The sequence below is a fragment of the Phenylobacterium sp. SCN 70-31 genome, from assembly GCF_001724605.1.
Lineage (GTDB): Bacteria > Pseudomonadota > Alphaproteobacteria > Caulobacterales > Caulobacteraceae > Phenylobacterium.
Genome location: NZ_MEEX01000009.1, coordinates 95066 through 112960 on the forward strand (window position 1 = coordinate 95066; position 17895 = coordinate 112960).

A 17895-nucleotide genomic window follows, 5' to 3' on the forward strand; every position below is an offset into this window, starting at 1 on the left:
CACGGATCACGGGAGTAACGCATGGCGCGCGGGCAGACCGCTTCGGCCGGTCGGCGGAAAACCACCAGCGCACCCCGCCGGGCCGGCGGGAAAGGGCACAATTCCAGCCCCGACACCGGCAGGGACGAGCTGCTCGAGTACTACCGCCAGATGCTGCTCGTCCGCCGGTTCGAGGAACGCGCGGGCCAGCTCTACGGCATGGGGCTGATCGGCGGCTTCTGCCACCTGTACATCGGCCAGGAGGCCATCGCCGTCGGCTGCGAGGCGGCCAAGAACCCGGGCGACCAGTTCATCACCGGCTACCGCGACCACGGCCACATGCTGGTGGCCGGCATGGATCCGCGCGAGGTGATGGCCGAGCTGACCGGCCGCATCGGCGGCTCGTCCAAGGGCAAGGGCGGGTCGATGCACATGTTCTCGACCGAGGCGGCGTTCTACGGCGGCCACGGGATCGTGGGCGCGCAGGTGGCGCTGGGCACCGGCCTGGCGCTGGCCAACAGCTACCGAGAGGACGGCAAGGTCAGCTTCGCCTTCTTCGGCGACGGCGCCGCCAACCAGGGCCAGGTCTACGAGAGCTTCAACATGGCGGCCGTCTGGAAGCTGCCGGTGGTCTACGTGATCGAGAACAACCAGTACGCCATGGGCACGGCCATCGACCGGTCCACGTCCGAGGTCGAGCTCTACAAGCGCGGGATCTCGTTCAACATCCCGGGTGAGCAGGTGGATGGCATGGACGTGCTGGCCGTGAAGGCTGCGGCCCAGCGCGCCTGCGAGCACGCCCGGGGCGGCAACGGGCCGTACATTCTGGAGATGAAGACCTACCGCTATCGCGGCCACTCCATGAGCGACCCGGCCAAGTACCGCACGCGCGAGGAAGTGGACGAGGTCCGCAAGACCCGCGATCCCATCGAGCACGTCGAGCACCTTCTGGAGACCAACGGCTGGGCCGACGCCGACGCGCTCAAGGCCATCGACGCCGAGGTGAAGAAGATCGTCGCCGATGCGGCGGAGTTCGCCCGCACCTCGCCCGAGCCCGACCCGTCCGAACTCTACACCGACGTCTACACGGAGCTGCGCGCGTGACCGACATCCTGATGCCGGCGCTCTCGCCCACCATGGAGGAGGGCACGCTCGCCAAGTGGTTCGTGAAGGCGGGCGACACGGTGAAGTCCGGCGACGTGATCGCCGAGATCGAGACCGACAAGGCCACCATGGAGGTCGAGGCCGTCGACGAGGGCGTCGTCGCCGAGATCCTGGTGCCGGAAGGGACCGAGGAGGTGAAGGTCAACACCCCCATCGCGCGCCTGAACGGCGAGGGCGGGGCGGCCAAGCCGGCCCCTAAGGCCGAGGAAGCTCCCGCTGAGGCATCGCCCGGCAAGGGTGAGGGCAAGGCCTCGGCCGGCGATCCCGAGAAGAAGCCGCCGGAAGAGGCCGAGACCCGGCCGGAAGGCGAGGGGCCGGCCGCGGTCACCCCCAAGGAGCCGCTGAAAGACCCCGAACTGCCCGAGGGTGTGAACCTCGTGAAGACCACGGTCCGCGACGCCCTGCGCGACGCCATGGCCGAGGAGATGCGCCGCGACGGCGACGTCTTCCTGATGGGCGAGGAGGTGGCGCAGTACCAGGGGGCCTACAAGGTCAGCCGGGGCCTGCTGGACGAGTTCGGCCCCAAGCGCGTGATCGACACCCCGATCACCGAGCACGGCTTCGCCGGCCTGGGCGTGGGCGCGGCGATGGCGGGCCTGAAGCCGATCGTCGAGTTCATGACGTTCAACTTCGCCATGCAGGCGATCGACCACATCATCAATTCGGCCGCCAAGACGCTCTACATGTCGGGCGGCCAGATCAAGACGTCCATCGTCTTCCGTGGCCCGAACGGCGCGGCCGCCCGCGTGGCCGCCCAGCACAGCCAGGACTACGCCGCCTGGTACGGCCACGTGCCCGGCCTGAAGGTGATCGCACCCTACGACGCGGCCGACGCCAAGGGCCTGCTGAAAGCCGCCATCCGCGACCCGAACCCTGTGGTCTTCCTGGAGCACGAGATGCTCTACGGGCAGGAGTTCGACGTGCCCGAGGTGGAGGACTGGGTGGTCCCCATCGGCAAGGCCAAGGTCCGGCGCGAGGGGAACGGCGTCACCCTGGTGGCCTATTCCCGGATGGTGGGCTTCTGCCTGGCCGCCGCCGAGGAACTGGCCAAGGACGGCATCGAGGCCGAGGTGGTCGACCTGCGCACCATCCGGCCCATGGACATCGAGACCGTGGTCGAGAGCGTGAAGAAGACCAACCGGCTGGTGACGGTCGAGGAGGGCTGGGGCCCGATGGGCGTCGGCGCCGAGATCGCGGCCAAGGTGACGGAACTGGCGTTCGACTATCTCGACGCGCCGCCCGCTCGCGTGCACCAGGAAGACGTGCCGCTGCCCTACGCGGCGAACCTCGAGGCGCTGTCGATGCCGTCGATCGAGCGGATCGTGAAGGCGGCCAAGGCGGTGAGCTACAAGGATTGATCGTGGATCAGCGCACAGGAGCAGATTGGCGAGGGGCGCCTACCGAATTGGACGCGATCGAATCTCTTTCGATCGACATCGTGTCTGGTCCCGGGAATGGCAATCTCTTGGTCCTGGCCGCGGAGTCAGGGACCATCGAGGATCGACGCCGTCGGAAGCCGTTCTTCCTGATCGAGTTCTCGGAGGTCGAAGTTGCGACCGTCTGGTCGGATACAGCCTACTCGATCATTGGAGTTGGAGCGGGTTACGGGGAAACCTGGCTCTCTGAGAGCGACAATTCCGATCTCGTGTCGGAAGTCAGGTCTTTTCGTTCGAAGACGCGACATTTTGCGCTGGGAGGGCCGTGGAACCGCCTTGAAGTAGTCGCGTCTTCATTCGCCATCCAGCAGATGGAAAGCGAAGCGGAGGTGCGCCAGGCCGTTGCCGACGCCGTGCTAGCATGACCGACAGCCCCTTCACCTGGCGTGCAGGCGGATGCCATTGCGGCGGAGTGCGCTTCGAGGCCGCCCTGCCGGCCCGCGTCGAGGCGCAGAGCTGCAACTGTTCCATGTGCGCCAAGGCGGGCTTCGTGCACATCATCGTGCCGGAAAGCCGGTTCCGCATCACCCGGGGCATCGACAGGCTGGCCGAGTACACGTTCAACACCCGGGTGGCGAAGCACCTGTTCTGCTCGGAATGCGGGATCAAGAGCTTCTATCGGCCGCGCTCGAACCCCGACGGTTGGAGCGTCAACGCCCGCTGCCTGGACACGACCGACGGGTTGGACCTCGTCATCGAGGCCTTCGACGGCCAGAACTGGGAGGCCAACGGCGCTTCCCTCGCGCATCTCTCCAAGGAACCCGCATGACGGACATCCTCATGCCCGCGCTTTCTCCGACCATGGAGGAGGGCATTCTCGCCAAATGGTTCGTGAAGGCGGGCGACACGGTGAAGTCCGGCGACGTGATCGCCGAGATCGAGACCGACAAGGCGACCATGGAAGTCGAGGCCGTCGACGAGGGCGTGGTTTCCGAGATCCTGGTGCCTGAGGGAACCGAGGGGGTGAAGGTCAACACGCCCATCGCCCGCCTGGGAGGCGAGGGCGGGGCCAGCAACGGCGGCGCGGCCGAGACTCCGCCGAAGGCCGAGACGCCCAAGACCCCTCCGTCGGCGTCGCCGCCACCTCCCCCCGAGGGGGAGGAGAAGCCAGCGGCCCCGGTTGCATCGGTCTCTTCCGCCCCCTCGGCAGAAGGTGGCGCGCGGCGCGGGGCGGCGCGTGACGGCGGGGAACAGCGCATCTTCGCCTCGCCGCTGGCGCGCCGGCTGGCGGAACAGAAGGGCGTCGACCTGACGGCGGTGAAGGGCTCGGGTCCGCACGGACGGATCATCAAGGCCGACATCGAAGGCGCGAAGCCGGGCGAGGCCAAGGCGGCGCCCGCCGCCGCAGCCCCGGCCAGCGCGTCCAACGCCCAGGCCGCTCCGCAACGCCAGGCTCAGACCCTGGAGCAGATGGGCATCCCTGCGGGCAGCTACGAGCTGATCCCGCTGGACGGCATGCGCAAGACCGTCGCGCGCCGGATGACCGACAGCTTCCGCGACGTGCCGCATTTCCCGCTGACGGTGGATATCGAGCTCGACGAACTGCTGTCGGCGCGATCCAAGATCAACGCCATGCTGGAGAAGCAGGGCGTCAAGGTCAGCGTCAACGACATGGTGCTGAAGGCCGCCGCCGTCGCCCTGATGCGGGTGCCCGAGGCCAACGCCTCGTACACGCCCGAAGGGATCGCCATGCACAAGCATGCCGACATCGCCATGGCGGTCGCGGTGCCGGGCGGCCTGATCACCCCGATCATCCGCGCGTGCGAGACCAAGGGCCTCGCCCAGATCGCGACCGAAGCCAAGGATCTGGCCGAACGGGCGCGCAACAAGAAGCTGAAGCCCGAGGAGTTCCAGGGCGGCACCTTCTCGGTCTCCAATCTGGGCATGTTCGGAATCAAGACCTTCAGCTCGATCATCAACGAGCCGCAGGGCGCAATCCTCTCGGTGGGCGCCGGCGAGAAGCGGCCGGTCGTGCGCGGCGACAGGATCGAGATCGCCACGGTGATGTCCGTCACCCTGACCTGCGATCACCGCGTCGTGGACGGCGCCACCGGCGCCCGCTGGCTGGCCGCCTTCAAGCCGCTGCTCGAAGATCCGATCACCCTGATCGTCTGAGGCGGCGTCATGACCAGCCTCTATGACTTCACGGCCGAGACCATCGAGGGCCAGCCGGCGCCCCTGGCCGACCACCGCGGCAAGGTCGTGCTGATCGTGAACACCGCCAGCCAGTGCGGCTTCACCCGTCAATACGCCGGCCTGGAGGCGCTGCATCGCAAGTACGCCGGACGGGGCTTCGTCGTGCTGGGGTTTCCGTGCAACCAGTTCGGCGCGCAGGAGCCTGGCGACGACGCCGAGATCAAGTCGTTCTGCTCGCTGACCTACGACGTCGATTTTCCGCTGATGCGGAAGATCGACGTGAACGGCCCCAAGGCCCATCCGCTCTACGCCTGGCTGAAGTCCCGGAAGAAGGGCCTGCTCGGCACCGAGGGAATCAAATGGAACTTCACCAAGTTCCTGATCGACCGCGAAGGCCGCGTCGCCGGCCGGTTCGCCCCCACCGTTGAACCCAAGGCGCTCGAGGGCGCGATCGAAAGGCTCCTCTGATGGCCGACGCCTTCGACCTCATCGTGATTGGCTCCGGACCGGGCGGCTACGTCACCGCCATCCGGGCCAGTCAGCTCGGGTTCAAGACCGCCATCGTGGAGCGGGCCGAGCTGGGCGGGATCTGCCTGAACTGGGGCTGCATCCCCACCAAGGCGCTGCTCAAGTCTGGAGAGATGTACGAGCAACTCGATCACCTCAAGGACTATGGCCTGTCGGTGGAGAAGCGCGGCTTCGACTTCGATGCGGTCGTGAAGCGCTCGCGCAAGGTGGCGTCCCAGCTCAACCAGGGCGTCGCCTTCCTGATGAAAAAGCACAAGATCGAGGTGGTGCAGGGCGCCGCCAGGCTCGAAAAGGGCAAGGACGCTCCCACGGTGATCGTCGGGGACCGCAAGCTGACCGCCAAGCACGTGATCCTGGCCACCGGGGCCCGGGCGCGCACGATCCCCGCCATCGGCCTGGAGCCGGACGGCGACCGGGTCTGGACCTATCGCGAGGCCCTGGTTCCCAAGGCGGCGCCGAAGTCGCTGGTGGTGATCGGGTCGGGCGCCATCGGCATGGAATTCGCCAGCTTCTACAAGGCGCTGGGGTCGGATGTTACGGTGATCGAGATGATGCCCCGCATCCTGCCCGTGGAGGACGAGGAGGTGTCGAAGGCCGCGCACAAGGCCTTCGAGAAGCGCGGCATCAAATTCCGCGTCCCCGCCAACGTGAAGAAGCTGACGAAGGGCAAGTCCGGCGTGAGCCTGGAGATCGAGGCCGGCGGCAAGGCCGAGACCCTGAACGCCGACGTCGCCATCGTCGCCGTCGGCATCGTGGGCAACGTCGAGGACATGGGCCTGGAGGCCCTGGGCGTGAAGATCGAGAAGACCCACGTCGTCACCGACGCCCACGGCGCCACGGGCGTTCCGGGCCTCTACGCCATCGGCGACGTCGCCGGCCCGCCGTGGCTGGCGCACAAGGCCAGCCACGAGGGCGTCCACTGCATCGAACACATCGCGGGGGAGACGCCCGCGAACCTGACCGCGCCGATCCCGGGCTGCACCTACACTACCCCCCAGATCGCCTCGGTGGGGCTGACCGAGGCGCAGGCGAAGGAACAGGGCTTGGAGCCCAAGGTGGGCCGCTTCCCGTTCCGGGTGAACGGCAAGGCCATCGCGGCGGGCGAGACCGAGGGATTCGTGAAGACGATCTTCGACGGCAAGACGGGCGCGCTCATCGGCGCCCACATGATCGGCCACGAAGTCACCGAGATGATCCAGGGCTTCGCGCTGGCCATGACGCTCGAGGCCACCGAAGCCGAGTTGCACGCCACCGTCTTCCCGCACCCGACCATGAGCGAGGCGATGCACGAGGCCTCCCTCGACGCCTACGGGAAGGTGCTGCACATCTGATCGGCCGACGGCGGAGCCTTCGGTCGCTCGACCGCCTCGGGCGCCCAAGGGGCGGCGTCAGGTCTTCCGGCGTACGACCGCGTCCAGACTCCACGGCCCCGGGCCCGCGAAGGTCAGGTAGAGGAAGACGAAGCAGTACATGATCGCCAGTTCGCCGCCGTTCAGGGCCGGCCAGAAGCCCTGGCTGCCATGGGCCATGAAATAGGCGACGGCCATCTGGCCGGAACAGAGGAAGGCGGCGGCGCGGGTGAAGAGGCCCGCCGCGATCAGGCCTCCGCCGACCACCTCGATCCAGGCCGCGGCGAGCAGCAGCGCGGGCAGGGGATCGGGCGCGCCGGGCTGCGGCCCGGGGAACGCGAACAGCTTCATCAGCCCGTGCTGCATGAAGAGCAGGGCCGCGATGACCCGCAGGATGCTGAGCACCCGCGGAGACCAGGTCGCGAGCATATGCGTTTCCTCCCTCAGCCTCCCCGCTGCATCTCGGCGTCGACGATGCGCTGGAGCGCCACGTAGTCGGTCTTGCCGGTGCCCAGGACCGGGATCTCGGGCACCTTGATGATCTTGCGCGGCACCGCGATTTCGGGCGCGCCGATCTGCTGGGCGTGCGCCAGCAGCGCGGCCGCCTCGGCGTCGCGACGGTCGGTCACCAGCACGATCCGCTCGCCCTTCTTCGGGTCGGGCAGGGCGATCACGGCGTGGCGGCCATCGGGCCAGACGGCCACGGCCAGGTCCTCGGCCGCGGTCAGCGACACCATCTCGCCGCCCACCTTGGCGAAGCGCTTCACCCGGCCCAGGATCCTGATCCAGTCGTCGTCGCCCAGCGAGACGACGTCGCCCGTGTCGTGCCAGCCCCCCTCCGGGGGATCGATGCCGCCGTCGGCCCGCAGGTAGCCGGCCATGATGTTGGGTCCGCGGACCAGCAACTTGCCGCCGCCCGGGATGCCCTCCACCGGCTCCAGCCGCGCCTCGACGCCGGGCAGCAGCCCGCCCACGGTGCCGCGGCGGTTGTCGGTCGGGGTGTTGACGGCGATCACCGGCGAGGCTTCGGTGGCGCCGTAGCCCTCCAGCAGCGGGATCGGCCCGAACCGTTCGGTGATCAGGTTGTGGGTTTCGTCCCGCACCTTCTCGGCGCCGCAGACCACGAAGGTGAGGCCCGACAGCTCGTCGCGCTCGGCCGAGCGCGCATACTGGTTGATGAAGGTGTCGGTGGCGAAGAGCACGTTCGCCCTGGTGTCCTTCACCAGCGGCGGGATCTGCTTGATGTGGAGCGGCGAGGGGTACTGGAACGCCTTCATCCCCTCGAAGATCGGCAGCAACGCGCCGCCGGTCAGGCCGAAGCAGTGGAAGATCGGCAGCGGATTGAAGAACACCCAGGCCGGGTCCAGCGGGATGTGCTGGGCGATCTGCTTGCAGTTGGCGACGAGGTTCGAGTGGCTGAGGACCACGCCGCGCGGCGCGCCGAAACTGCCCGATGTGAAGAGAATCACGCCGGGGTCCGAGGGTTTGACCGCGGTCCGGAACGATTTCGGCAGAGCGCCGGCGGCGGCGGCGAACAGCTTATCCGACAGCCCCACGGTCTTTCGCACGTCCTCCAGGTAGACCACCGAGGTCATGGTCTCGAGGGCGTCGATCAGGTCGTGCAGCTTGCCCTGCTCGACGAAGCGATGGGACGTCAGCACCGTCTTCACGCCGGCCAGTTCGCAGGCGGCCTTGAGGTTCCGGATGCCGGCGGTGAAGTTCAGCATCGTCGGAATGCGGCCGAAGGCGTGCAGGGCGAAGAACGTCACCACGCCGCCCGAACTGGACGGCAGCATGACGCCCACGCGCTCGCCCCGGGCGGTGAACGCCGCGATCTTCCGGCCCAGCGCGAAGGCCGCGCGGATGAGGTCGAGGTAGGTGAGGGGGCTTCGTTCCTGGTCCTCCAGGATCGGCTTCTTGAGCCCGTGTTTCCGCGCTGACTGGATCAGGGCGTCGAAGATGGTGGACTGCGCCTTGGCGCTGTCGAACGCACGCAAGAGCGGCGCCTCCCTTTGTGTCTCGTTGGCGGAAGCGTATCGCCGGCCTCGGTCGCTGAAAAGATCGGTTACGGGACGTGAGAGGCTTTGCCGTGCGTGCATTGCGCAACGGCGGCTTGATCCGCGGCGCCGAAGGGACGATCTAGGGGGCATGGCCGTGGTCATCGACACCCTGGGCGGCAAACGCCCGCGGCATCCCGAGAAGCAGTCGCGTCCCGACTCGCCCATCCAGCGCAAGCCGGAGTGGTTGCGCGTGCGCGCGCCGGGCTCTCCCGGCTACAACGCCACCCGCGACATCGTGAAGGGCGCCGGGCTGGTCACGGTGTGCGAAGAGGCGGCCTGCCCGAACATCGGCGAGTGCTGGTCGAAGAGCCACGCCACCATGATGATCATGGGCGAGATCTGCACACGGGCCTGCGCCTTCTGCAACGTGGCCACCGGCAAGCCCGCCGCCCTCGATCCGACCGAGCCGGCGCGCGTGGCGGACGCCGTGGCGAAGATGGGCCTGCGCCACGTGGTGATCACCTCGGTGGACCGGGACGACCTGGCCGATGGCGGCGCGGCGCATTTCGCCGCCGTGGTCCGGGCGATCCGGGAGGCGTCTCCGGGCACGACGGTGGAGATTCTCACGCCCGACTTCCTGCGCAAGCCGCTGGAGGCCGTCCATGCGGTGATCGACGCCAGGCCCGACGTCTTCAACCACAACCTCGAGACCGTGCCCCGGCTCTACCTGTCGATCCGCCCGGGCGCGCGCTACTACCATTCGCTACGGCTGCTCGAACGGGTGAAGGAGCGCGACCCGGAACAGTTCACCAAGAGCGGCATCATGGTGGGCCTGGGCGAGGCCAAGGAAGAAGTCATGCAGGTCATGGACGACATGCGTTCGGCCGGCGTCGATTTCATCACCATCGGCCAGTACCTCCAGCCTACGCGCAAGCACGCGCCCATCGACCGCTTCGTCCACCCGGACGAATTCCGCGCCTACGAGGAGATCGCCCGCGCCAAGGGTTTCCTGGTGGTGTCGGCCAGTCCCCTGACCCGCTCCTCGCACCACGCCGACGAGGACTTCGCCCGCCTCCAGGCCGCGCGCCGGGCGAGGGAAGCGGCGGCTTAGGCTTCCGTCCTTGCACCATCACGTCTCACGCGTGCTGCCCTACACCCCAGACCAGCTCTTCGGCCTGGTGGGCGACGTGGCGCGCTATCCCGAGTTCGTGCCGTGGATCACGTCGATGCGGACGTGGAACGCGCGCGGGGCGGGCGAGGGCGTGGACAGCGTGGACGCCGAGGCCGGTGTCGGCTTCTCGTTCCTCAGGGAGCGGTTCGCCACCCGCGTACGGCGCGACGCCGGCGCGCGACAGATCGACGTGAACCTGCTGTCCGGGCCGTTCCGAAAACTGACCAACCGCTGGCGATTCCTGGAGGACCCGGAGGGAACCCGGATCGAGTTCGACATCGACTTCCAGTTCAAATCGCGGCTGCTGGAGGGGCTGCTGGCGTCGAATTTCCATCACGCCGTGGGCCGGCTGATGGGATGTTTCGAGGATCGGGCGCGGGCGCTCTATGGCCCCGGTGGGCCGGAGCTGTCGGGATTGGGCTCGCGCCGGGACGGATCAGGCGAGCCGGTCGCGTAGCATCTGAAGCGCCGCCTGCACGGCGGCGGCCTGCACGCCCTCGCGGGTGTCTTCCTCGAAGAAGAATTCCTCGTGGACCAGCCGCTGGTTCGTCCGCGCGGTGGCGATATGGACCGTGCCGACGGGCTTCATGGCGGTGCCGCCGCCGGGCCCCGCGACGCCCGTGATCGCGACCGAGAGGTGGGCGTTCGAGGCTTCCAGAGCGCCTTCGGCCATCATCCGGGCCACCGGCTCCGAGACCGCGCCCAGGTCGGCGATCAGGTCGCCGGGCACGCCCAGGAGTTCCTGCTTGGCGCGGTTGGAATAGGTCACGAAGCCCCGCTCGAAGACGTCGGAGGAGCCGGGAATCGAGCAGATGGCGCCCGCGACGAGGCCGCCCGTGCAGCTCTCGGCCGTGACGATCCGCAGCGACCGTTCCCGCGCCTCGTCGATGAGAAGCCGCGCCAGGGTCGTGATCTCCAGGTTGAACATCGGCTCGAAGGTCCCTCTACTCGCGCCGCTCACAGAGCATCGTGCGTCCGCTCCATCAAGGCGATTCGAGACATGACCAACGTGGCCGTCGCCGTACCGGCTCGCCAGGCGCCGCCGTCGCTGTTCGTCCTGACCGTGTTCACCAGCGCCGCGCTGGTGTTCATGGTCCAGCCGATGGTGGCCAAGCTGGTGCTGCCCCTGCTGGGGGGAAGCCCGTCGGTCTGGAACACCTCGATGGCGTTCTTTCAGATCGCGCTGCTGGCCGGCTATTTCTACGCCCACCTCCTGCAACGCATCCCGACGGTGCGGGGACAGGCGATCGCCCATGTCTCGGCGCTCATCGTCGCGGCGGTCGCCCTGCCGCTGCGGGTGAACGGCCTGGCCGGCCCCCCCTCGTCCGAACACCCCAACATGTGGCTTCTGGCGGTTCTGGCCCTGTCGATCGGCGCGCCCTTCGCCGTGCTCTCGGCCACCGCTCCGCTGGTGCAGGCCTGGCATGCGCGCACCATCGGCGCGGCGGAAGGCAAGGAGCCCTACGCCCTCTACGCCGCCAGCAACTTCGGCAGCCTGCTCGCGCTGCTGGCCTACCCGATGCTGGTGGAGCCGCTGTCGTCCCTGGCCGGCCAGCGTTACGGCTGGAGCGCCGGCTACGCCCTCTTCGTGCTGGTCATCGGGACGCTGGGCGTAGCCGTGTCGCGCGTTCGCGCCGCCGACGTGGTGAAGAGCCAGGCCACGACGCCGCCGCCGACCTGGCGTCAACGGGCGATCTGGGTGCTGCTGGCCGCGATCCCCTCCAGCCTGATGCTGGGGGTCTCGACCTACATCACGACCGACGTGGCTTCGGCGCCCTTCCTCTGGGTGCTGCCGCTGGCGCTCTATCTGACCACCTTCATCATCGCCTTTCAGGACCGGCCCCTGATCCCGCTCGGCGCCACCCTGGTCCTACAGGCTGCGGCCGTGGCGATCTGCGCGGCGTTCCTCCCGTTCCGGGCCAGCTTCTTCGGCGTCCAGCTCTTCATCCACCTCGCGGCCTTTTTCCTCACGGCCCTGATGTGCCATCAGCGGCTGGTGGCGCGGCGTCCGGACCCGGCGCACCTGACGGAGTTCTATCTCTGCCTGTCCCTCGGCGGGGTGGTCGGAGGCGCGTTCAACGCCTTCCTGGCGCCGATGATCTTCAACGACGTGTGGGAATACCCGATCGTCCTCGCCCTGGCCTGCCTGGCGCGGCCCTGGGGAGACCTGAGCCGGGTGCGGCACTGGACCTGGGCGATGCTGATCCTGGGCGTCGTGGCGGCCGTCGCCACACCGATCGCTGTCACCTTCGCCGGCGGCAGGATGACCTCCGAGTCCGTCGTCGGTTCGTTCGATCAGGCCGAGTTGTTCGACATGGCGGTCAAGAGCCTGCTGGGCCTCGCGGTGATCGCGGCGTTCATGGTGCGCCGCCAGGCCTTGTTCTTCTTCGCGATCATCGCGGTGATGTCCTATGCGGCCGAGACCGCCGCCGACCGCACCGATACGCGCCAGAGCTGGCGCAGCTTCTTCGGCGTGCTGAAGCTCTCGCAGACCTATGTGCCCAGTCTCGAGGGACGGGTGAAGATGCTGGCCCACGGCACGACCCTCCACGGAGCCCAGGCCCAGAACCCGGCGTACGCGTGTCAGCCGATGGTCTACTACACGCCCAGCACCCCCATCGGTCAGGTCTTCGTCGCGCAGCAGAAGCAGAAGCCCGGCCTGCGCATCGGAACCGTCGGCCTGGGGACGGGCTCCGTGGCCGGCTACGTCCGCGAGACGGACCATCTGACGTTCTTCGAGATCGACCCGCTCGTGGTGCGGGTCGCGACGGATGCGGCGCACTTCACCTACACCACGCTCTGCGCCAAGAGCCTGGTCGACTATGTCATCGGCGATGCGCGTCTCACCGTAGCCGAGCAGCCCGACGCCAGCTTCGACATCCTGCTCATCGACGCGTTCTCGTCGGACGCCGTTCCCGCGCACCTGCTGACCGTCGAGGCGGTGAAAGGCTACCTCAAGAAACTCAAGCCCGACGGCGTGCTGATCCTGCACCTCTCCAACCGAAACCTCGACCTGATGAATCCCGCCCAGGCCGTCGCCCGGGCCGCCGGCGGCTACGCCATGGCCCAGAACTACCGGCCCGGCGAGGACGACCCCAAGGGGACCTGGGAATCGTCGGAAGACGCCGTGATCGTCGCGCGGAACCGCGAAGCCCTGGCCGCCTTCGCCGCCGACGGACGCTGGCGCGACGCCGATCCGTTCAAGGCGCGCCCCTGGACCGACGACTACACCAACCTCGCCGGCTCGCTGTACGCGAACCTCAAGAGCCGGTGGACCTGGCTGCCCTAGAAAGGCGTCTCCACCGTGACGACGGCCTGGGCCATCAGGCCTTCGCCGCGTCCGGTGAATCCCATGCCCTCGGTCGTGGTGGCCTTCACGCTCACGCGGTCGATCGGCAGCCTGAGAATTTCGGCGACGCGGGCGCGCATGGCGTCGCGATGCGGGCCGATCTTCGGGCGCTCGCAGATCAGGGTGACGTCGGCGTTCAGGATGCGGCCGCCGCGCGCCGCCACACGCGCCGCGGCATGCGCCAGGAAACGATCCGACGATGCGCCTTTCCACTGCGGATCGGACGGCGGGAAGTGCTGACCAATGTCGCCGTCGGCGATGGCGCCCAGGACCGCATCGGTCAGGGCGTGCAGGCCGCAGTCGGCGTCGGAATGACCCACCAGGCCGCGATCGTGGGGGATGCGGACGCCGCAGAGCCAAACGGCGTCGCCCGGACCGAAGCGATGGGCGTCCACCCCCTGGCCGAGCCGCACCATGCGCTGTCCGGCGGCGATATGTTCAGCCAGCAGGAAATCCTCCGGATAGGTCAGCTTCATCAGGATCGGATCGCCGGCCGCCAGGGCGACACGCCCGCCCGCGCGCTCGACGACCGAGGCGTCGTCTGTCGGGTCCTCGCCGGCCGGCCACGCGGCGTAGGCGGCGGCCAGGCGATCCCGCCGGAAGGCCTGCGGCGTTTGGGCGCGCCACAGGCCCGTCCGCGGTACGGTCGCCTCGACCACCGCGTCCCCGCGCTTCAGCGTGTCGGCGACCGGTAGGGCGGGGACCGCGCCGTCGGCGTCGCGCAGCGCTTCGAGCAGGACTTCGATATGCTGGCGCGCCACGAACGGACGGGCCGCGTCATGGATGAGCACCGGCTCGTCGCCGTCGCCGCCACCGATCTCCGAAAGGCCGCAAAGAACGGACTCTGCTCGGGTTCTTCCACCTGCGACAGCTCGCCACCGGGTGAGCCCGGCCAGCGCATCGGCCAGCGAATCCAAACGGTCCGGCGCCACCACCACCGCGACCTGTCGCGCGCCCGCGGCCGTCATCGCCTCGACGGACCAACGCAGGACGGGGCGCCCGCCCAGAAGCCGCCAAGCCTTGGGCGCGCCCGGCCCGGCGCGCAGGCCTTCGCCCGCCGCCACGATCACGGCTGAGAACGTCATGTCCGCGCTAATAGGGAACTGCGGTTCGTTCCGCCACCTTTCCCGCTTTACGGCGCCGCATCATTCTGCCTAGAAATACAGCGTTGGGATTGATTACAAAATGAGCAACACGGTCGATATAGGCGGTGTTCGGGTCGCGGGCCGGGTCTGGATCGCGCCGATGACCGGGGTCTCGGACCTTCCGTTCCGACGCGCCGCCAGTCGTCTGGGCGCGGCTTACGTCTCGACGGAAATGGTCGCCTGCGCCGAGTTCGCGAAGGGCCGTCCAGACGTGGTTCGACGCGCCGCGGTGGGCGAGGGGCTGCCCCTCACGGTGATCCAGCTCGTCGGCCGCGAACCGGGGGCGATCGCCGAGGGCGCGCGCCTGGCCGAAGCCGCCGGGGCGGACATCATCGACCTCAATTTCGGCTGCCCCGCGCGGGAGGTCACCGGCGGCCATGGCGGATCGGCGCTGATGCGCGAGCCCGACCTCGCGGTCGATCTGATGGAGGCGGCCGTCGGGGCGGTGAGGGCGCCTGTCACCGTCAAGATGCGGCTGGGCTGGGACGACGCCGCGCGCAACGCTCCGGACCTCGCCCGGCGGGCCGAAGCCGTGGGCGTGAAGGCGGTGACGGTGCATGGCCGTACGCGCTGCCAGTTCTACAAGGGCGCGGCGGACTGGGCGGCCGTGCGCGACGTGCGGGCGGCGATATCGGTGCCGCTGATCGTCAACGGCGACATCGTGGACGGCGCGACGGCGACGCGCGCGCTTGCGGCCAGCGGCGCCGACGCCGTGATGGTTGGACGAGGAGTCTACGGCCGGCCTTGGATCGCCGCCCAGATCGAGACCGAGCTGGACGGGCGGACGTTCGCCGAACCGGACGCAGAGGCGCGCCTGGCCATCGCTATCGCCCATATGCACGACAGCCTGGAATTCTACGGCGAGCGCCTGGGCCTGCGGATCTTCCGCAAGCACCTGGCCGCCTACATCGAAAACGCCCCCTGGCCCGCCGATGCGCAGGCCCGGCGAGAAGCGCGCGCGGCCCTTTGCCGCCTGGAGGACGCCCGATCGGTCGAGCAGGGGCTCACCGCCCTCTGGACAACGCGGGATCACAGGCTGGCGGCATGACAGGAACGACCCGGTTACAGACGAAGGGCGCGCAACTCGACACCCTGAAGGCGCAGGCCTTCGAACTCAGCCCCGACCCGTCGCTGGTGGTCAGCGCGGATGGCGCTCTGGTCGCCGTGAACGAGGCGGCCGAAGCCCTCTTCGGACAGGGGTTGGGCCTGTTGGCCCGGGGCCGGTTCCGGGCGGCGCTTCCGCCGGGCTCGGCCCTGGTGTCGTTGCTCAACCGGGCCATCGAGGAGGATGCCCGGGTCCGCGAGCGCGGGGTCCACATCAGCCTCTTCGGCCTCCCGCCGTTCGAGGCCGACGGCGCCGCCGCCCCCCTGGGAGACGGATCGGTGCTTCTGACGCTCACGGTGCGCAACGGCCTGGGCGTGGAGCGCGGCGCCCACGAGGCGGCCGGCCTGCGCTCCCTGGTGGGCCTGGGTCGGATGCTGGCGCATGAAATCAAGAATCCCCTGGCCGGGATCCGGGGGGCGGCCCAGTTGCTGAAGAGCGGCGCCAAAGCCGAGGACGCGCCGCTGGCTCAACTCATCGTGGACGAGACCGACCGCGTGCGCCGGCTGGTCGATCGCATGGAGGCCTTCTCCGACGATGCGCTTCCGTCGCTCACCCCGCTCAACATCCACCAGATTCTGGATCGGGTGCGGGCGCTGGCCGCCAATGGCGTGGCGGACGGCCTGGGCCTCAAGGAGCACTACGATCCCTCCCTGCCGCCCGTCATGGGCGACGAGGATCAGCTCATCCAGATCTTTCTCAATCTCGTGAAGAACGCCGCCGAGGCCGCCCATGCGCGGGGGGACGGCCGCGGCGAGGTCTCGATACACACCGCCTACCGGCATGGCGTGCGGGTGCGGTCAGCCAAGGGGCAGGCCCTGCGCGGGGCGCCGCTGGAGGTGCGCATCCAGGACAACGGCCCCGGCATCCCGGAGCATATCCGCGAAAGCCTCTTCCAGCCCTTCGTCACCTCCAAGGCCAACGGCGCCGGCCTGGGCCTGGCCCTGGTGGCGAAGCTTGTCGCCGGTCACGGCGGCCTGATCGACTTCGAGTCCGAGCCGGGGCGAACCATTTTCCGCGTCCTTCTGCCGATCGCGGTTGGGGACGAAACCCTCACGTCAGGCGTCCACGCATGAATGCCGCTTCCAAGAAGATCCTGATCGCCGACGACGATTCGTCGATCCGGCTGGTCCTGTCCCAGGCCTTCACGAGGCTGGGGTATCAGGTCCGCGCCACGGGCAACGCCACGACGCTGCTGAAATGGGTGACCGACGGCGAGGGCGACCTCGTGGTGACCGATGTGGTGATGCCGGACGAGAACGTGTTCGACGTCCTGCCGCGCATCAAGAAGAGCCGGCCCAAGCTGCCCGTCATCGTGATGAGCGCCCAGAACAACCTCATCACGGCCGTGAATGCGGCCGAGGTGGGGGCGTTCGAGTACGTTCCCAAACCGTTCGACCTCGACGACATGACCTCGGCCGCGCGCCGGGCCCTGGCGCGGCCGGCCGACAGCGAGGCGGCCAAGGCCCAGGCCCGCGCCGTCCGGGACGACCGCCTGCCGCTGATCGGCCGCTCGGGGCCGATGCAGGACGTCTATCGTACGATCGCCCGGCTGGTCGGCGCCGATCTGACCGTGCTGATCACCGGCGAGTCGGGTGCCGGCAAGGAACTGGTCGCGCGCGCCCTGCACGACATGGGCCGCCGCCGCGACGGCAAGTTCGTGGTCATCAACCTGGCCGCGACGCCCCGTGAGCGCGTGGAGAGCGAGCTGTTCGGCAAGGAGGAGGGCGATTTCGGCAAGCTGGTCGAAGCCGACGGCGGCACGCTGTTCCTCGACGAGATCGGCGACATGCCGCTCGACGCCCAGACCCGCCTGCTGCGCGTGATCGACGGCTCCGAGCCAGCCCTGAATCCCAAGACCGGGCGGCGGCCGAACGTGCGGATCATCGCGGCCACCAACCGCGACCTTCGCGCCCTGATCCAGCAGGGGCTGTTCCGCGAGGACCTGTTCTTCCGCCTCAACGTGGCGCCGCTGCGCATTCCGCCGCTGCGCGACCGGGCCGAGGACATCCCCGATCTGGCCCGTGCGTTCCTGCTGCGCGCCAACCGCGAGGGGCTGCCCGCCAAGACCATCGACGCCACCGCCCTGGAGCGGCTGAAGCGGCACGCCTGGCCAGGCAACGTCCGCGAGCTGGAGAACCTGATCCGCCGGGTCTGCGCGCTCTACGGCGAGGATCTGATCACCGCCCGCATCATCGAGCGCGAACTGGCCGACCATCAGCCCGTGATCCAGGGGCAGGAAGGGCCGGCGACCCTCTCGCAGCTGGTGGAGCAGAAGCTGTCCGGCTACTTCGCCGACCAGCCCGACGGCATCCCGCCGCCCGGCCTCTACGACCGGGTGCTGGAAGAGGTGGAGCGTCCGCTGATCCAGCTCACGCTGGCGGCCACCCGCGGCAATCAGGTGCGCGCCGCCGAGATTCTGGGCCTGAACCGCAACACCCTGCGGAAGAAGATCCAGGACCTGGGCGTGGAGATGGCGCGCGGACGTCGCTGACCCTTCGCAGGCGGCGCTGTGCAGTCGCGCCACATAGCTGTT

The 17895-nt window shown here is 68.9% G+C and carries 17 protein-coding genes; 13 read left to right on the top strand and 4 right to left on the bottom strand.

The window, feature by feature from the left end; translation table 11 throughout:
• Positions 1 to 21 precede the first annotated feature (21 nt).
• From pdhA to lpdA, 7 genes are read left to right on the top strand one after another with little or no spacing between them, the layout of a single operon-like run.
• Positions 22 to 1083, top strand: a complete 1062-nt coding sequence (pdhA, locus tag ABS78_RS09150) for a pyruvate dehydrogenase (acetyl-transferring) E1 component subunit alpha (protein WP_293377455.1) — start codon at positions 22 to 24, stop codon at positions 1081 to 1083.
• Positions 1080 to 2501, top strand: coding sequence for a pyruvate dehydrogenase complex E1 component subunit beta (locus ABS78_RS09155; RefSeq protein WP_293377458.1), 1422 nt, complete (start codon positions 1080 to 1082; stop codon positions 2499 to 2501). Before pdhA ends, ABS78_RS09155 begins: the two co-directional genes overlap by 4 nt.
• Positions 2502 to 2548: 47 nt before the next feature.
• Positions 2549 to 2944 (top strand): hypothetical protein, encoded by a 396-nt coding sequence (locus tag ABS78_RS09160; protein WP_293377461.1) that lies wholly within the window; start codon positions 2549 to 2551, stop codon positions 2942 to 2944.
• The gene (locus ABS78_RS09165; protein WP_293377464.1) at positions 2941 to 3348 is read left to right on the top strand and encodes a GFA family protein; all 408 of its coding nucleotides are present in this window, start codon (positions 2941 to 2943) and stop codon (positions 3346 to 3348) included. Before ABS78_RS09160 ends, ABS78_RS09165 begins: the two co-directional genes overlap by 4 nt.
• Entirely contained in the window at positions 3345 to 4694 is a 1350-nt protein-coding gene (locus tag ABS78_RS09170) for a pyruvate dehydrogenase complex dihydrolipoamide acetyltransferase (protein ID WP_293377467.1), read from the top strand. Before ABS78_RS09165 ends, ABS78_RS09170 begins: the two co-directional genes overlap by 4 nt.
• A gap of 9 nt (positions 4695 to 4703) precedes the next feature.
• Positions 4704 to 5183 carry a glutathione peroxidase gene (locus ABS78_RS09175; RefSeq protein ID WP_293377471.1) on the top strand — a complete coding sequence of 160 codons (480 nt, stop codon included), beginning with the start codon at positions 4704 to 4706 and terminating at the stop codon, positions 5181 to 5183.
• Positions 5183 to 6574, top strand: a complete 1392-nt coding sequence (gene lpdA / locus ABS78_RS09180) for a dihydrolipoyl dehydrogenase (RefSeq protein WP_293377474.1) — start codon at positions 5183 to 5185, stop codon at positions 6572 to 6574. The genes ABS78_RS09175 and lpdA overlap by 1 nt, the downstream gene beginning before the upstream one ends.
• Positions 6575 to 6631: 57 nt before the next feature.
• Here lpdA and ABS78_RS09185 read toward each other — a convergent pair whose 3' ends face one another.
• Together ABS78_RS09185 and ABS78_RS09190 are read right to left on the bottom strand one after the other, a co-directional pair.
• Complete coding sequence (locus tag ABS78_RS09185; RefSeq protein WP_293377476.1) at positions 6632 to 7021, bottom strand: DoxX family protein; 390 nt, start codon at positions 7019 to 7021, stop codon at positions 6632 to 6634.
• 14 nt (positions 7022 to 7035) lie between these two features.
• Positions 7036 to 8589, bottom strand: coding sequence for an AMP-binding protein (locus ABS78_RS09190; RefSeq protein ID WP_293377478.1), 1554 nt, complete (start codon positions 8587 to 8589; stop codon positions 7036 to 7038).
• 151 nt (positions 8590 to 8740) lie between these two features.
• Here ABS78_RS09190 and lipA point away from each other — a divergent pair, with 151 nt between their 5' ends.
• Both lipA and ABS78_RS09200 read left to right on the top strand, forming a co-directional pair.
• Positions 8741 to 9703 (top strand): lipoyl synthase, encoded by a 963-nt coding sequence (lipA, locus tag ABS78_RS09195; RefSeq protein WP_293377481.1) that lies wholly within the window; start codon positions 8741 to 8743, stop codon positions 9701 to 9703.
• Between the two features lie 10 nt (positions 9704 to 9713).
• The gene (locus ABS78_RS09200) at positions 9714 to 10220 is read left to right on the top strand and encodes an SRPBCC family protein (RefSeq protein WP_293377484.1); all 507 of its coding nucleotides are present in this window, start codon (positions 9714 to 9716) and stop codon (positions 10218 to 10220) included.
• Here the strand turns inward: ABS78_RS09200 and ABS78_RS09205 are convergent.
• Positions 10200 to 10691: a CinA family protein gene (locus ABS78_RS09205; RefSeq protein ID WP_293377487.1), complete on the bottom strand. Its 492-nt coding sequence runs from the start codon at positions 10689 to 10691 to the stop codon at positions 10200 to 10202. The genes ABS78_RS09200 and ABS78_RS09205 overlap by 21 nt on opposite strands.
• Before the next feature lie 72 nt (positions 10692 to 10763).
• On the opposite strand from ABS78_RS09205, the gene ABS78_RS09210 reads away from it, so the two are divergent.
• Complete coding sequence (locus ABS78_RS09210) at positions 10764 to 13052, top strand: fused MFS/spermidine synthase (protein WP_293377490.1); 2289 nt, start codon at positions 10764 to 10766, stop codon at positions 13050 to 13052.
• Here the strand turns inward: ABS78_RS09210 and ABS78_RS09215 are convergent.
• Complete coding sequence (locus ABS78_RS09215) at positions 13049 to 14197, bottom strand: bifunctional 2-C-methyl-D-erythritol 4-phosphate cytidylyltransferase/2-C-methyl-D-erythritol 2,4-cyclodiphosphate synthase (RefSeq protein WP_293377493.1); 1149 nt, start codon at positions 14195 to 14197, stop codon at positions 13049 to 13051. The two genes, ABS78_RS09210 and ABS78_RS09215, sit on opposite strands and share 4 nt — an antisense overlap.
• Before the next feature lie 100 nt (positions 14198 to 14297).
• On the opposite strand from ABS78_RS09215, the gene dusB reads away from it, so the two are divergent.
• Genes dusB through ntrC form a run of 3 tightly spaced genes read left to right on the top strand, consistent with a single transcriptional unit; the run spans position 14298 to position 17853 of the window.
• Complete coding sequence (gene dusB / locus ABS78_RS09220) at positions 14298 to 15305, top strand: tRNA dihydrouridine synthase DusB (RefSeq protein WP_293377496.1); 1008 nt, start codon at positions 14298 to 14300, stop codon at positions 15303 to 15305.
• On the top strand, positions 15302 to 16435 hold the full coding sequence (locus tag ABS78_RS09225; protein WP_293377499.1) for an ATP-binding protein: 1134 nt from the start codon (positions 15302 to 15304) through the stop codon (positions 16433 to 16435). The genes dusB and ABS78_RS09225 overlap by 4 nt, the downstream gene beginning before the upstream one ends.
• Positions 16432 to 17853 carry a nitrogen regulation protein NR(I) gene (gene ntrC, locus ABS78_RS09230; protein ID WP_293377502.1) on the top strand — a complete coding sequence of 474 codons (1422 nt, stop codon included), beginning with the start codon at positions 16432 to 16434 and terminating at the stop codon, positions 17851 to 17853. The genes ABS78_RS09225 and ntrC overlap by 4 nt, the downstream gene beginning before the upstream one ends.
• Positions 17854 to 17895: the final 42 nt, after the last annotated feature.

Coding starts and splice junctions, on each gene's coding strand:
- ABS78_RS09185 (WP_293377476.1), bottom strand. CDS start 7,021: ATGCTCGCGACCTGGTCTCCGCGGGTGCTCAGCATCCTGCGGGTCATC.
- pdhA (WP_293377455.1), top strand. CDS start 22: ATGGCGCGCGGGCAGACCGCTTCGGCCGGTCGGCGGAAAACCACCAGC.
- ABS78_RS09205 (WP_293377487.1), bottom strand. CDS start 10,691: ATGTTCAACCTGGAGATCACGACCCTGGCGCGGCTTCTCATCGACGAG.
- ABS78_RS09210 (WP_293377490.1), top strand. CDS start 10,764: ATGACCAACGTGGCCGTCGCCGTACCGGCTCGCCAGGCGCCGCCGTCG.
- lpdA (WP_293377474.1), top strand. CDS start 5,183: ATGGCCGACGCCTTCGACCTCATCGTGATTGGCTCCGGACCGGGCGGC.
- dusB (WP_293377496.1), top strand. CDS start 14,298: ATGAGCAACACGGTCGATATAGGCGGTGTTCGGGTCGCGGGCCGGGTC.
- ABS78_RS09215 (WP_293377493.1), bottom strand. CDS start 14,197: ATGACGTTCTCAGCCGTGATCGTGGCGGCGGGCGAAGGCCTGCGCGCC.
- ABS78_RS09175 (WP_293377471.1), top strand. CDS start 4,704: ATGACCAGCCTCTATGACTTCACGGCCGAGACCATCGAGGGCCAGCCG.
- ABS78_RS09165 (WP_293377464.1), top strand. CDS start 2,941: ATGACCGACAGCCCCTTCACCTGGCGTGCAGGCGGATGCCATTGCGGC.
- lipA (WP_293377481.1), top strand. CDS start 8,741: ATGGCCGTGGTCATCGACACCCTGGGCGGCAAACGCCCGCGGCATCCC.
- ntrC (WP_293377502.1), top strand. CDS start 16,432: ATGAATGCCGCTTCCAAGAAGATCCTGATCGCCGACGACGATTCGTCG.
- ABS78_RS09225 (WP_293377499.1), top strand. CDS start 15,302: ATGACAGGAACGACCCGGTTACAGACGAAGGGCGCGCAACTCGACACC.
- ABS78_RS09170 (WP_293377467.1), top strand. CDS start 3,345: ATGACGGACATCCTCATGCCCGCGCTTTCTCCGACCATGGAGGAGGGC.